Source organism: Pseudohongiella spirulinae (assembly GCF_001444425.1).
GTDB lineage: Bacteria > Pseudomonadota > Gammaproteobacteria > Pseudomonadales > Pseudohongiellaceae > Pseudohongiella > Pseudohongiella spirulinae.
In genome coordinates this window covers 2,354,959-2,369,344 of the sequence record NZ_CP013189.1, presented here as the reverse complement: position 1 = coordinate 2,369,344, position 14,386 = coordinate 2,354,959, and the positions used below count along the sequence as shown (strand labels likewise).

Annotated in this window: 14 protein-coding genes; 8 read left to right on the top strand and 6 right to left on the bottom strand. The window is 51.9% G+C overall.

The features are described 5' to 3' along the window. The first annotated feature begins 6 nt into the window (after positions 1–6). From PS2015_RS10885 to PS2015_RS10865, 5 genes are read left to right on the top strand one after another with little or no spacing between them, the layout of a single operon-like run. On the top strand, positions 7–1,212 hold the full coding sequence (locus tag PS2015_RS10885) for a D-alanyl-D-alanine carboxypeptidase family protein (RefSeq protein WP_058022268.1): 1,206 nt from the start codon (positions 7–9) through the stop codon (positions 1,210–1,212). After that, positions 1,213–1,500 carry an HP0495 family protein gene (locus tag PS2015_RS10880; RefSeq protein ID WP_058022267.1) on the top strand — a complete coding sequence of 96 codons (288 nt, stop codon included), beginning with the start codon at positions 1,213–1,215 and terminating at the stop codon, positions 1,498–1,500. It begins immediately after the preceding gene. After that, positions 1,497–2,177, top strand: a complete 681-nt coding sequence (gene lipB, locus PS2015_RS10875) for a lipoyl(octanoyl) transferase LipB (protein ID WP_058022266.1) — start codon at positions 1,497–1,499, stop codon at positions 2,175–2,177. The genes PS2015_RS10880 and lipB overlap by 4 nt, the downstream gene beginning before the upstream one ends. 14 nt (positions 2,178–2,191) lie before the next feature. Next, positions 2,192–3,190, top strand: a complete 999-nt coding sequence (locus PS2015_RS10870) for a peptidylprolyl isomerase (RefSeq protein WP_169792304.1) — start codon at positions 2,192–2,194, stop codon at positions 3,188–3,190. After that, entirely contained in the window at positions 3,187–4,539 is a 1,353-nt protein-coding gene (locus PS2015_RS10865) for a sodium-dependent transporter (RefSeq protein WP_058022264.1), read from the top strand. Before PS2015_RS10870 ends, PS2015_RS10865 begins: the two co-directional genes overlap by 4 nt. Positions 4,540–4,542: 3 nt before the next feature. On the opposite strand, the gene PS2015_RS10860 is transcribed toward PS2015_RS10865, so the two are convergent. From PS2015_RS10860 to PS2015_RS10850, 3 genes are all read right to left on the bottom strand, one after another. Beyond that, the gene (locus PS2015_RS10860) at positions 4,543–5,745 is read right to left on the bottom strand and encodes an aminotransferase class V-fold PLP-dependent enzyme (protein WP_058022263.1); all 1,203 of its coding nucleotides are present in this window, start codon (positions 5,743–5,745) and stop codon (positions 4,543–4,545) included. A gap of 2 nt (positions 5,746–5,747) precedes the next feature. Continuing rightward, a complete protein-coding gene (locus tag PS2015_RS10855; protein WP_058022262.1) occupies positions 5,748–7,220 on the bottom strand; it encodes an aspartate kinase in 1,473 nt (490 codons plus the stop codon). 101 nt (positions 7,221–7,321) lie between these two features. Beyond that, on the bottom strand, positions 7,322–8,704 hold the full coding sequence (locus tag PS2015_RS10850; protein WP_058022261.1) for a nucleotidyl cyclase domain-containing protein: 1,383 nt from the start codon (positions 8,702–8,704) through the stop codon (positions 7,322–7,324). Positions 8,705–8,847: 143 nt separating this feature from the next. On the opposite strand from PS2015_RS10850, the gene PS2015_RS10845 reads away from it, so the two are divergent. The 3 genes from PS2015_RS10845 to PS2015_RS10835 all read left to right on the top strand — a co-directional run bounded on the left by PS2015_RS10845 (position 8,848) and on the right by PS2015_RS10835 (position 10,382). Further along, on the top strand, positions 8,848–9,414 hold the full coding sequence (locus tag PS2015_RS10845) for a methyltransferase family protein (RefSeq protein WP_058022260.1): 567 nt from the start codon (positions 8,848–8,850) through the stop codon (positions 9,412–9,414). Next, on the top strand, positions 9,387–10,010 hold the full coding sequence (locus PS2015_RS10840) for a hypothetical protein (protein ID WP_058022259.1): 624 nt from the start codon (positions 9,387–9,389) through the stop codon (positions 10,008–10,010). Before PS2015_RS10845 ends, PS2015_RS10840 begins: the two co-directional genes overlap by 28 nt. 114 nt (positions 10,011–10,124) lie before the next feature. Beyond that, the gene (locus PS2015_RS10835; protein ID WP_058022258.1) at positions 10,125–10,382 is read left to right on the top strand and encodes a DUF4404 family protein; all 258 of its coding nucleotides are present in this window, start codon (positions 10,125–10,127) and stop codon (positions 10,380–10,382) included. On the opposite strand, the gene holA is transcribed toward PS2015_RS10835, so the two are convergent. Genes holA through leuS form a run of 3 tightly spaced genes read right to left on the bottom strand, consistent with a single transcriptional unit; the run spans position 10,351 to position 14,356 of the window. After that, on the bottom strand, positions 10,351–11,391 hold the full coding sequence (gene holA / locus PS2015_RS10830) for a DNA polymerase III subunit delta (protein WP_058022257.1): 1,041 nt from the start codon (positions 11,389–11,391) through the stop codon (positions 10,351–10,353). The two genes, PS2015_RS10835 and holA, sit on opposite strands and share 32 nt — an antisense overlap. Further along, positions 11,388–11,876, bottom strand: coding sequence for an LPS-assembly lipoprotein LptE (locus PS2015_RS10825; RefSeq protein ID WP_058022256.1), 489 nt, complete (start codon positions 11,874–11,876; stop codon positions 11,388–11,390). The genes holA and PS2015_RS10825 overlap by 4 nt, the downstream gene beginning before the upstream one ends. Further along, the gene (gene leuS, locus PS2015_RS10820; RefSeq protein ID WP_058022255.1) at positions 11,876–14,356 is read right to left on the bottom strand and encodes a leucine--tRNA ligase; all 2,481 of its coding nucleotides are present in this window, start codon (positions 14,354–14,356) and stop codon (positions 11,876–11,878) included. The genes PS2015_RS10825 and leuS overlap by 1 nt, the downstream gene beginning before the upstream one ends. Between the last annotated feature and the right edge of the window lie 30 nt (positions 14,357–14,386).

Here is a 14,386-nt window from a genome sequence, read left to right as displayed (position 1 = left end):
CAGGATATGACCATAGTTGGAAATAACGGGCAGTCGGCAATAATCAGCGGCTGGCGCAGGTTGACAGCCTGGGTGACACTGGCAGGTGTTTTGATGCTGAGTATCGTGCCCGCCAGTGCGCAGACAATCATGCCGCGGCCACCTGAAATTGCTGGCAGCAGTTACATTCTGATGGATGCCACAACCGGCTACGTGATCATGGAGCACAATGCTGACGAGGCGTTACCACCGGCAAGTCTGACCAAAATGATGACCTCCTATGTTGCCGAAGTTGAAATAGACAATGGCAACATGACCTACGAAGATCAGGTATTTATCAGTGAAAAGGCCTGGCGTACCCAGGGCTCCAAGACGTTTGTGGACGTAAACAGCTATGTCAGAGTTGACGACCTGCTTCGCGGCATCATTATTCAGTCCGGCAACGACGCCAGTGTTGCCATGGCTGAACATATAGCAGGCAGCGAGGAAGCATTTGCTGATCTCATGAATCAGCACGCTCAGGTACTGGGAATGACTAATTCCTATTTTATCAACTCAAGCGGCCTGGATGACGATGGCAACACCAACCTGATGTCGGCACGTGATCTGGCAACGCTGGCGCGGGTCAAGATCATGGAGCATCCGCGTCACTACGCGATGTACTCTGAGCGGGAATTTACATTTAACGGCATTACTCAGGCCAATCGAAATACACTGCTGTTCCGTGACCCCTCAGTGGACGGCATGAAAACCGGTTGGACCACTCAGGCAGGTTACTGTCTGGTGGCTTCGGCCGAGCGCGATAATATGCGCCTCATTTCTGTGGTCATGGGGACAGCCAGTGAGGATGCACGTGCCGTTGAGACTCAGAAAATGCTGAGCTATGGTTTCCGCTTCTATGAGACTCGCAAGCTTTACGATGCCGGTGAAGTGCTTGACAGCGCCCGGGTCTGGTCGGGCGCGGAAAATTCTGTTGATCTCGGTATTCGCGATGAAGTCGTCTTGACAGTACCTCGGGGCCGCTCGGACGATCTGGTGGTCACTCTGGATACAGAAGAGATCATTCGCGGGGGATTCGATGCCGGGACTGTGCTGGGGCAAGTGCAGATCACATTGGATGAGGATGTGCTTTACAGTGGTGATGTGATTGCCACGCAGGCTGTTGAACGGGCCGGATTCATCAAGCGCATTATCGATGCCCTGACCCTGTTCTTTATGGGATTGTTCAGCTAAATGACCGTTAACGTTCACAACATAGAGCAGCAGGCACCGAAAATTGAGTTTCCGTGTCGCTATCCTATAAAGGTCATGGGACATGCCATTGACGGTTTCGAACAAGCTGTCATCGATACCGTCAGGCGTCATGCACCAGAAGTGCAGGAACAAGACGTTAGTTCTCGCCCAAGTGCTAAAGGCAATTACCTGTCCGTTACCATCGTTATTGAGGCGACCGGGCAGGAGCAGCTTGAAATTCTGTTCGCGGATTTAAAAAGGCTGACAGCGGTCAAGCTGGTGTTATGACCCGGGCTTTAGTGCTGCGCCAGTTGGGGCTACAGGACTATATCCCTGTTTTTCACGCTATGCGTGAATTCACCAATCATCGTCAGACAGATACACCCGATGAGTTGTGGGTGCTGTCTCACCCACCAGTCTTTACTCAAGGGCAAGCCGGCAAAGCAGAGCACTTGCTGGCGCCCGGCGATATACCGGTGGTGCAGATCGACCGTGGTGGTCAGGTAACCTATCATGGACCCGGACAATTGGTAATTTACCTGCTGATTGACGTCCGCCGGGCTGATATAGGTGTGCGCGACCTGGTCAGCCTGATCGAGCAGTCTATTATCGAGACGCTGTCATCTCTGGGAATAAACGCTCAGACCAGGGATTCCGCCCCGGGAGTGTACGTGAACGATGCCAAGATAGCAGCATTGGGCTTGCGCATCCGCCGTGGCTGCTCGTACCATGGCCTGAGTCTGAACGTGGACATGAATTTACAGCCCTTTGCCCGGATCAACCCTTGTGGGTACCAGGGCATGGAGGTGACACAGGTCAGAGATCTGATTGATACCAGGGAATGTGGGTTGACTGATTCTGTCGATTTGATGTCGGCAGTTGAAAAATTACTTCTGCAGGCACTGATCGCACGTTTGCCTGCACATGGTTGGATTGATGTAAAACAATCGCTGGATGAGCGATGATGACGGGAGATTTTATGCGGTTGTGGGAAAGGATGTCGGGCCATGCAAGACGGCCATTAAAAGCGGCAGTGTTGCTGTCATGTGCGCTGATTGCCGGCGGTACAACATCAACGGTATTTGCCAATACATTGGTGCGGGTGGCGACCAGTTATGGTGACTTTACCATTGAGTTGTTTGATGAACAGACACCTCAGACCGTCGCGAATTTTCTGGGCTATATCGATCGTGGCGACTACAGTGGCTCGGTTTTCCATCGTTCAGTGACTGACTTTGTAGTGCAGGCCGGCGCCTACCGCTGGCTGGGTGACTGCGATTTTGCCGAGCGCCAGCCCGGCGTTAACTGCAGTGCCCAGCGGATTACACAGCAGGCGCCAGTAGTGAATGAGCCTGGAATATCCAATACTCGCGGTACGTTGGCAATGGCAAAGCTGGAAGGAAATCCGGATAGTGCCACCAGTCAGTGGTTTATCAATCTGGGTGATAACAGCGAAACGCTGGATAGTCAGAACGAAGGTTTCACTGTGTTTGGTCGAGTGCTGGGAGACGGCCTGAATGTGGCTGAGTCCATTAATGATCTGCCGGTCACGGCAGCAGGCGGTGAGGCGCAGCAGATGCCCGTGCGCGGCTCGTCTGTGCTTGGTTTGCCATTGACCGAAAATCTGGTTTTGATCAACATGCACCGGGTGCAGCGTTATTCGACGGCGTTGCATGTTTTTGAGCATCAGACCGGCATATTGAGCACTCAGGTCACTACCGACCAGTTCGGTCGCATGAGCTTGGTGCTTAAACTTGTCGAGTCAGAAACGGACATCATTTTTGAAGTTGATCCGCGCAGTATGGTGGATCTGGAAATCGAACCGGCCGCCCTGGCCAGTTTCAGCTCTGATGATCAAAGGCTGCGAATTCCGCAGCTGGAAGTGAATGACAATGGCAACCTGTCGATTCTGAATAATGTAGTGCTGCGTCTGTCTGATGAGGCACGATTGCGCTTTGTGCTGGAATCCTACGAATGAGCGCGCCAAGAGGTGAGTTCAGCTCCCGTTTCGGGTTTCTGATGGCCGCCTCGGGCTCAGCCGTCGGACTGGGCAATATCTGGGGTTTTCCTACCAATGCCGCCAGCAATGGCGGTGCAGCATTTTTGTTTACCTACCTCATCCTTGCATTTGCGTTGGCATACCCGGCGTTGATGGCCGAGTTGATCATTGGGCGCCATGCCAAAGCAAATGCCGTCGCAGCTCTGCGCGGATTGGCCCGCAATGATGCCACCCGTGCACTTGGAACCACCGTCGGTTTTGCCGGCATGGTGACAGTTAGTTTTATTCTGAGTTTTTATGCCATCGTCAGCGGCTGGATGCTGGCTTACATGTTTTCCGCACTAGCCGATATTGTTCGTGCAGATGGCCTGTCATCATGGCTGCAGACGCCGTCATTGATTCGTGATGGACTGTTTACCGTCATTTTTATGAGTCTGACCATTGTGGTTGTTGTAGCCGGTGTGAAACACGGTATCGAGAAATGGGCGTCGCGTTTAATGCCGTCTCTGCTCCTTATCCTGTTGGCACTGATTGTTTATGTGATGACTCTTGATGGCGCAATGGACGGGCTGAGAATGTATCTGGTACCGGACTTTAGCCGGCTGGCAGACACCAGTTTGCTGCTAAGTGCCATGGGTCAGGCATTTTTCTCGCTGTCGCTTGGTGTGGGCACCATGCTCATTTATGGCTCCTATGTCAGCAAGCGGGAAAATCTGCCAGCGCTGGGCGGTATGGTAACCCTGCTGGATATTGGTATTGCCGTTACGGCAGGTTTGCTCATACTGCCGGCCATGATGGTGGCGCTCAATAGTGGTATTCAGATTTACGATGACCAGGGGGGGCTGGTCGCTGGCCCCGGATTGATTGTTGCCGTGCTGCCAGCTTTGTTTCAGCAAATGGGTGATGCCGGGATTCTGGTGGCACTGGCCTTTTTTGTGTTGATGAGTATTGCTTCCGTGACCTCTTCAATTTCCATGCTTGAAGTGCCACTTTCCTACATGGTGGAAGAACATGATCTGTCGCGGCGCAAGGCGGGTGTTCTGTTGGGTGGTGGGATAACGCTGATCAGTCTGGTGATTGCAGTTAATTTTGACACGTTGTTTGAGTTGGTCGTGAGCCTTACCACCGAATACAGTCAGCCGCTGTTAGGCTTTTTCTTCGCGATATTTGCTGGCTGGATCTGGAATCGGAACGGTATTCTGCAGGAAATCAGACAGGGATGTGATGATGCTGAGCACGGACTGTTCTGGCGGATCTGGCCTTTTTACATCCGTTTTATCTGCCCAGTGGCAATCATGGCAGTTTACGTGCAGATGATCTGGGGCTGATAATCAGACTTGGAAAGTCCGCACCGCCTGACAAAAGGCATCAATCTCAGCGCTGGTATTAAAATAGTGTACTGAGGCGCGATTAATGTCCGGCAGGTCTCTGACCTCAAATTCCAGGCGGGTATTATTGCGTCGAATGACTGAGGTGTTGATTCGGTGCTGGCGCAGGTGAGTCTGTAATTTAACGGCATCGGCATTCTTCACACTGAAACTGACGATGCCGCCCAGAATATTCAGTGCAGTTTCTGAGTCTGTGGCAAACGCCTGGTCATGTATCTGCACTCGAGGCAGTTCTGATAACTTGCAGCGTAGCTCGTTAGCAAGCGTTTTAATTCTCTTTTCTATATTGCTCACACCCAGGGCCGTGGCGTAGTCGGCTGCGACTGTCAGTCCAATTCTGGCCGCCACATTGTGCTCCCATAATTCGAAGCGCCGGGCATCGTCCCGCCAGCTGAATTGGTCACGGGATGTCCAGATGACTGACTGCAGATCCGGCGCATCCGGTTTCAGGTAATTCAGCACGGAATGTCGCACATACATGAATCCTGTGCCACGAGGGCCCCGTAGATACTTGCGGCCACTGGCGGTCAACATGTCGCAATTTATGTCATTGACATCAATATGCAGTTGGCCCGCCGACTGGCAGGCATCAATCAAATACAGAATGTTGTGTTTGCGAGCCAGTTTGCCGACTTCGGCGACCGGCTGGATCACTCCATTCTGACTGGCGACATGAGTCAACGCGATAAGCCGCACGTTTTCGTCCAGGCGCTGCTCCAGTGCCTGAAGAGAGATCAGCCCATTGTCATCATTATTGATGACTTCAATATTCACCTGATGACGATGGGCCAGCTCCAGCAGGGAAAGGTAATTACTGGCGTACTCGGATTCGCCGATAATGATTCGCTCACCCGGTTCGAAAGCGATGGCGTGTAACAGCAGGTTCCACGCTCGGGTGGAGTTCTCGGCATAGGCAACTTCGCGCGGATTACAGTTCAACAGGCCGGCAACCGCCGTGTAGAAATGTTCACTGGCTTGATGTTGTGCCTCGGCAGCCTCATAGCCACCGAGGCGCTGTTCCAGCGTCAGATATTGCAGGACTGCATCCGTCACCGATTGTGGTTGCAGGGAAGCGCCAGCGTTATTGAAGTGAATAAGTTCACTGCAAGCCGGTGTTTCTTCACGCAGCCGGTCGATGTTCAGCATAATCAGGCCAGTTTGATGGCGCGGCCATGGTTGTAAACTTCGACCAGCTTCTCGTGCATGGCACGAATCGCTTTTTCGTAGTCATCTTCATCCAGCACAAACTGCATATCCACCTGACGCATACACTGATGCACGCCCAGAATGTCGACGCCATTATCGGCGAGGGCCTTGGCGGTTCGTGCCAGCATGCCGGGGATTTTCAGATCACTGCCGATAGCGGAGACAATGCAGACCTTGCGCACGTTTATCTCAGCGCCGGGAAACAGCTCATTGAGTTGAGTCTGAATGCGTTTGACGGTTTTCAGGTTGGCAGACAGGTAATGTGTAATGGTATTGGCATTCAAATCTTTATTGATCACCTGACCTTTATATCGGGTGATCTGCGCAAGAAACTGTTTTTCGTAATGAGACAGATCGCCGACCATATCCTGGTCAAACAGCTCGATGGCATAAACCCCCTGGCGACCGGCAATAATTTCGACACAGGCTGAATCGCTGACATAATCCCGCGTAATCAGGGTGCCGCCATGCTCAGGCTCAAAAGTATTCTTGACGCGCAGATGAATATTGTTCTGACGCAGGCCTTTTGCTGCCCGAGGGTGAATCGCCTCCATGCCCAGATTGGCCAGTTGGTCAGCCACGTCATAATTGGTGCGGCCGATCGGTACCGCTTTAGATTCGCCAACAATGCCCGGATCAGCACTGCTCAGGTGAAACTCCTTGTGAATGATCGCTTCGCGCGCGCCAGTCAATACGGCTATTCGACTAAAGGTCATTTCGCTGTAACCACGGTCGAAAATAGCCATCAGGCCGCCTTCGCAGTGGCTGTAGCCGGTTGCGATAGGTAACTCCTGACTCAGATCAATACCTTCGAAAGCTTTTGAGATATTGTCATCCAGACTAAGGTGTTTAGTGCTTGCCCAGCCGGACAGGTCAACAAAGCGTGCATTAATGCCGTGGAGTTGCAGCAGTTTGGCGGTGTTAAATGCGCTGTGCATTTCACCCAGGCTGGCGAGCATTTCTCGAACCGTTAACAGATAATCCGACAAGGCAAAGTGGCCATGTTGACAGAGGCTGGATACGTCCTCCAGGACGCTTTCAGCATCACTCAATCGATCCAGAATGAAGTCATCGGCCAGTTTGCACTCACTCTTTGGATGCGGCGCAAACAGTTCACCATTGATTTCCAGCATGCGCGCCCGTAAGGCTGCAAATGCATCACGCCAGCTTTGCTGCTCTTCGGCGTCAGAAAACAGTGCGTACACGCCCGGTTGGCCGGTTTTCTTATGCTCAAGCAGCATGTTGGTGATGCCGGAATAGGCGGAGACTACAAAAATACGCTGATAGTATTCTCCGTTCAAAGCCGGATTCATAAAGATGTTCTGGCGGACCGCATCAAACTGGCTCATTGAAGTGCCGCCAATTTTTTCAACGGTATGTTCGCGCGCGTTACTAGAAGCGTTCGGGTCAGTCATTTGTCATCCTGTGATGATGAATTTAATGCTTGAAGCGCGCGCATTATAGCGTAACTGGCTATTGATTTCATGAGTAACCCAGTGACAGTCAGGTAACCTGGTCACTCAAGAACATGGAGATAGATAAATCTGGCATTCGGATCCTGGGGGATGGGGTGGGCTTCCGCATTCAGTTCAATAGCGGTGAAAAGCGCCTTGAACGACTCGCATAGTGTGTTATAGATGACCTCTTGAATGATCAGGATATTGTAGTGCTCCAGACCTCTGGAGCGGGCAAGGATCTTCATCTGTGATGCGATTTCCGGGTGCTTTCGCAATTCTTCATAGCGATACGCCTGGACGAGTGCGTCGCCGAACAGGTCATAGGCGCGAATACCGCTGCTTTGGAATGTTCCCTGTACGGAATTGTAGGCGAGTCCCATAGCTGCTTTGATGGGGTAGCCATAGCCGAACTTCTGGACTTCTTCATTAAAGGCCTGAAACATCATCAAGGCAGTCTCAACAGCGTGATCTGACAATGTTCTGGAGTTGTCTGTCAGGAACGGATAACCGATGGCGCTAATGAAGCCGTCTCCGGTTTCTTTCAGGCGAAAGGCTCTGGCTTGCAGGGGGTTATGTTTGTAACCCATCATACAGATTTGTGAGAAGGCACGAAAAACCTGCAGGAAAAAAGCCTGGGTACGTTCGTGTCTGATGTTGCTTGAGCTTTGAATATCGAATACGTTGATAATCGCCTGGCTTTTATCCACTGGCATGGTTTCTTCAAGTTGGTCGCCGGCTTTGATACGTTCCAGTTGATGCTGGTAAACAAGTTTTGACAGCTGTTTGTAGAGGTGTTGACGGGTGTCTGCATCAATCGACTTGTAATAGAAACGTGTCTGGATACGGCTGAAGAACAGCCAGCTGACAATGATGCCCCCCAGATACCCCTGTATCAGCTGGATGGCATTGATTGCCAGATAGTCGGCGTTTATCAGATAGATCAGTAGCGCGGTCAACAGCGTAAAAAAGGAATTGCGCAGCAAAGTAATAGTGAAGCTGATGTGATACGAAAATGCCGTGGTCATCAAGATGACAAAATTAATCTGACCGGACAGTGCCAGGAAAATATCGGATTGATTGTCCTGGTCAAGCTGTGGCAAAAATACGATGTACAGTGACAGACAAAAGCCGAACAGAATGCTGAGCAGAAATAGATCCAGTATCTGTCGAGAGTATTTCTCGATTCCTGCGAAAAGCAGCGACAGCCATGGATAGACAAATACCAGCGCAATCGGGAAAGCGTAGGTCAGCAAACTTTGATATGCATGGGGGTTGCCACTATCCTGCAGGCTCAGCCAGGTTAACAAGGAAGACAGGGCCAGCAACAGAGCGGCTGTTTTGCCTGGCCAGTTGCGCAGTGCCCTGGATGCATCATCGCGCATCTCGTCCCTGAACTCTTTGGCGTGCTCCTTGCAATACGCCTTGTACTTATCTGTTTTCATGGGCGCTTTTCATAATGATGTTCCGGCCTGTAAGGCTGTGGTGCAGTGATTATACATAAAAGACAGAGCGCAGCAATTGCGTAGAGCGTACACAGCCGTGTATAACAGGCGGCAAGTCAATTTCAGATAGCAGGGTGTACAGCATGTTAGCGAATATGGTTCTGGTTCTGTTTGTCGCGATTATCTTCAGCCTTATCTGGGGGCGTCTCAGGTTCTTTAAAATCAATAGCGGAACGAGTAGCTGGCTTGCATTGACCTATGATCTGGCAGTCGCTGTTCAGATGATTGTGACAGTCTGGTCATTTCTTAATGTGACGTCCATCACAAAACTATCGTTGCTGGTTTGTGCTCTCTTGTATCTGCTTTCTCTGGTGCTATTCTGGTGGTCGATTGTGAAGGCAAAGTCACTCGATTTTGCCTTCAGTAATCATGTTGGAAGTATTGTGACATCAGGTCCGTTTGGGCTGTTCCGACATCCGTTTTACGTCTCATATATTATTGCATGGTTTGCTGGTTCATGGTTGTTCGGTTCGATCATCTTGTGGGCTACGTTCCTGTATCTATTGGCGTTTTACGTGATTTCGGCGCGCAAGGAAGAGCGAATGATCATGTTGAGTGATCAAGCCGCGCAGTACAAAGTATACAAAAATAACGTGGGCATGTTCTTACCGAGGATAAAACTATGGAAGCGATTAAATTCAGAACGTTGACAGAAGAGCAGGACATTGATTTTTTTCTGAGCCGATTCGAGAGTTATGTTGGTGTTAAACTGCCTTACGACTACGCCGCCAGAAGTCAGTTTGTAGCCGGGTTTAAGGGCGATGAAATGGTGGGTGGTTACATGTTGGTCACCAGGCCCGAATTCAGAAGTCTGATGTTTGTGCCGGATGATGTAAAATCATCGCATGAATTTTTTCGGCATGACGACTACGACATGATGGAAATTAATGGTGTCTGGATGAGCGCCAAACTCAAAACAGCATCGGAGCAGTTTTCAATCTGGTTAAAACTGATACTTGACGCGTTTCGATGTCGAAAACAGTTTGTGCTGCTGATGGCCAATCAACGCAATATCAATATCCGACACGTCCATGCCATGACTGGTGCCACAGATATCTATGAGGGCGAGCCTATGCTGATGGCGGGCGAGAAGAGTCATTCGAGCATACGGGTGAGCTATACCACGCGCTGGTCCTTGTTGCTGAATGTGCCGCGTTACTGGCTGGAGTACAAAAGCCGCGAGCGCCGTTTCCACCGTCGCCTGAAACAGCGCGCTTATTCCAGAGTGGCCGGCAGGGCAGGTTGATACGATAAATCGGTATGCTTCCACGTTGGCATAGCAGAGCTGAGTTCGCACAGTTCTGCTTGTGCCCGGCTGGGTCTCCATTTAATATGAGACCTGCATAGCGGAGGATACATTGTGACTCAGGATCGCGTTAAAACATTATTGGCTCAGCTCCAGGCCGAGCTGTCAAAGGCTGAAGATCTGGATGAGGAAACGCTGGCTCTTGCCCAGCAACTGGACGACGACATCGACGCACTTCTTGAGCGTCAGGAACCGAATAGTCCGGAGATGGACAATGCAATTGCCCTGGAAGCCAGATTTGCAGCAAATCATCCAGTTGCCGAACGGATCGTACGGGAAATTATTGCGACGCTTGGGCGGATTGGAATTTGAGCGCTCTGCCACTCAGATGGCAGATTAACTGCTCAAGGATGATCCAGGGTGACTGTGATCCCAGGCCTTTTACTGCCATGTCGACATCCCTTAGCTGGGATAGCATTGATTGAAATGAATCGCTGGAATGGCGTTGCAGTGTCCTGTTGACTAATGATTGTCGGTTTTTCCAGACACGAGCGCTTTGCACAGCCGCAGCAAGGGATGTGCCTTTTTCTATCTGCAGCGCCATGCTCATAAGCAGTCTGATTTCTCTGGCCAGCATGGCGACGATCATCAGTGCTTCTGCACCTTCTTCACGCATGCGCTGTAGCGTGTGTACTGCTTTGACTGGATCTCCTGCCAGGCAGGCATCGATCAGGGAGAATACGTTGAACCGTGAATTGTCGGCGACGCTACGGGCGATATCCTGGATGCCAAGTTGTCTGTCCTTGCCATACAGCAAAGATAGTTTTTCTATTTCCTGGTCTGCCGCCAACATATTTCCTTCTATCCGATCCGCCAGAAGCTGCAAAGCATCGGCGTCAGCCCGCAAATTGAAGTTGGCCAGACGTCGGCTGATCCAGGCATTGAGTTTGTCAGTCTCAACAGCGTAGACCTGCACCAGAACAATATTCTGCTCAATTTTCTTGAACCACTGAGTTTTTGTAGCGGCACTATCCAGTTTCGGACTTATCATCAGCAACAGTGTATCGGTGGCCGGGGACAGCAGGTACTCTGTCAACTGTTTACGCGCCGGCTCATCCAGTTTGCCCTGCCGAAGGCGCAGCTCGATCAGTTTTTTATCGGCGAACAGAGACATGCTGCTGCTGGCGGCGTGAAGTGTGCGCCAATCGAACTGTCGGTCGACCTCATAAACTTCACGTTCGGTATATCCGTTGCTGCGACTTTTTTTACGTAAGGCGTCGGTCAGCTCACGTAGCTGTAGAGGCTCATCCCCGCAAATCCAGTACGCATTATGCAACTCGCCTTGCAGGTGCCTGTTGAACTGATCTGCATAGACCTTCATAAGGAAACAGCCTGCAGGCGTCTGATCACCTGACTGGCAAGCTCGCGTCTGATATCTGCCAGCAACAATTCCTGACCGCTGCTGCTGCCGCTGATATTGGCAGTATCTTCATAGAATGTGCCGCTGGCGGTGAGTGTTTCGGGACCGGCCAGGTGCTGGCCGGCGCGATAAAGATTCGCCTGGATACTGACTGTCAGCTCATACTGCCCGGCGCCGGCGCGGGTATTGATACTGATCGTTCGGCGTTCCTGTTCTTCAGCCGACAGCACGAGCTGCAGATCACTGTTATTGTTTTCGACAAGGTCCACATTACTGGCCCGCAAAGCCTCGATAAGCGGAGCCCGCAAGGGGTAGGGGCCTGCCGGATGACTCAGGATAAGCGTCGGGAATGGCAGCGCTGCTGACTCTGAGCCGCGCAGGGTAAAGCCACAGGCGCTGACAGCAGACAGGCCCAGTGTCAGGATCAGCACGCGCACCGCGTTCATCAGGCCACCACAATGTTGATCAGCTTGCCGGGAACAATAATGACCTTACGCACGGTCTTGCCTTCTGTGAAGTTGCGTACATTGCCATCGGCCAACGCCAGCGCTTCCAGCTGGTCCTTGCCGATGTCGCGTCTCACGTCCAGTCTGCCGCGCAGTTTGCCATTAACCTGAATGACAATCTGAATCTGATCCTGTATCAGAGCGTCGGAGTCTACTGACGGCCAGGCCTCATTGATAATGGCCTTTTGGTGTCCCATGCTCATCCAGAGTGCGTGGCAGAAATGCGGGACAACCGGCGACAGCGACAACAGAACGATCTCCAATGCCTCCTGAACCACGGCGCGATTTTGCTGGTTATCAGCGCTGCAGTCGTTCTCGTCCTGGAACCGTGTAATGGTGTTGACCAGCTCCATGACAGCGGCGATGGCCGTGTTGAATGTCTGACGGCGACCATAGTCGTCGCTGACTTTCTGCAAAGTGCTGTGAGTTTTAAAACGCAGTTGTTTCTGTGAATCTTTCAGGCTGGTCGTGTCAAACGCTGCCTCACAGGTGCCATGAGTCACTACAATGCGCCAAAGCTTCCGCAGAAATCGCGAACTGCCTTCCACGCCGCTGTCGGACCACTCCAGGGATTGATTGGGTGGCGCTGCAAACATGGTGAACAGGCGGACCGTGTCAGCGCCGTATTGCTCTATCAGTTGTGCTGGTTCAACAGTGTTACCCTTGGACTTCGACATTTTACTGCCGTCTTTTAACACCATACCCTGAGTCAACAGGCGCTTGAATGGCTCATCGGAACTGATCAGTCCTTCGTCGCGCATCAATTTGTGGAAGAAACGGGCGTATAACAGGTGCAAAATGGCATGTTCAATTCCCCCGATATACTGGTCAACCGGGAGCCAGTAATCGGCCCGCTCGTCCAGCATGCCGGTTTTCAGGTCCGGGCACGCATAACGGGCATAGTACCAGGAGGACTCCATAAAGGTGTCGAAAGTATCTGTTTCGCGCTCAGCATCGGAACCGCAGGCAGGGCATTTGACCTGATAGAACTCGGGCATACGTTTGATGGGCGACCCCGAATCGGTGAAGCTGACATCCTCGGGCAACACAACAGGCAGATCTGACTCGGGAACCGGCACCGCGCCGCAAGACGAACAATTGATGATCGGAATAGGTGTGCCCCAGTAGCGCTGACGTGAGACACCCCAGTCGCGCAATCTGAAATTGACCTGCTTGCGGCCGATACCCCGTTTGTTGAGCCAGGCTTCAATCGCATCAAACGCCGCGCTTGAGCTCAGTCCGTCGAATTCGCCGGAATTGATAAGTACGCCTTTTTCGGTAAAAGCCGCTTTTTCCAGATCGCATTCAGCATCGTCCGTAGCCGCTTGTATAACCTGTTTGATTGGTAATTGATATTTGCGGGCAAACTCGTAGTCCCGTTGATCATGGGCCGGAACGGCCATGACTGCGCCGGTTCCGTAGCTCATCAAAACAAAATTGGCGACAAAAATCGGAATAAGATCACCGGTGATCGGATGCACAGCCTTGACGCCGCTGTCCATGCCCAGTTTTTCCATGGTCGCCATATCGGCTTCAGCTACCTTGATGTGGCTTTGCTGTTCGATAAACGCGGCCAGGGCAGGGTTGTCAGCGGCAGCCCGTTCGGCCAGCGGGTGCTGAGGTGCCACGGCTGCGTAGGTGACGCCCATCAGGGTATCCGGTCGGGTGGTATAGACAGTGATCTGCTCATCACTGTCGGCGATTTTGAAGCTCAGCTCTACACCTTCTGAGCGACCAATCCAGTTGGCCTGCATGGTGCGCACTTCATCTGGCCAGTCTTCGAGCTTGTCCAGATCGTCAAGAAGCTCCTGAGCGTAATCAGTGATCTTGATAAACCACTGTGGAATTTTGCGCCGCTCCACCAGAGCACCAGAGCGCCAGCCGCGTCCGTCAACTACCTGTTCGTTTGCCAGCACAGTCTGATCAACCGGATCCCAGTTGACCTCGGCTTCTTTCTTGTAAACCATGCCCTTTTGGAACAGTTTGGTAAAAAACCATTGTTCCCAGCGATAGTAGTCTGGGTGGCAGGTCGCCAGCTCACGACTCCAGTCATAGGCATAACCCAGTTGTTTGAGTTGTTTGCGCATGTAATCAATGTTGCTCCAGGTCCAGGACGCAGGTGCAATGCCGCGCTGCATGGCCGCATTTTCGGCGGGCAAACCAAATGCATCCCAGCCCATAGGCTGCAGGACATTCTTGCCCAGCATGCGCTGGTGTCGACTGATCACATCGCCAATCAGGTAGTTGCGTACGTGACCCATATGCAGGTGGCCGCTGGGGTAGGGGAACATGGACAGGCAGTAAAATTTCTCCTTGTCCGGGTCTTCAGTGACGCGGAAACTTTGTTGTTCCTCCCAGTACTGCTGGGCGGTCTGTTCTACCTGGGCTGGCTGGTATTGAGTGTGACTTTCAGTGCTCATCTTGGATTGTGTTTTCCTGCGGGCATAAAC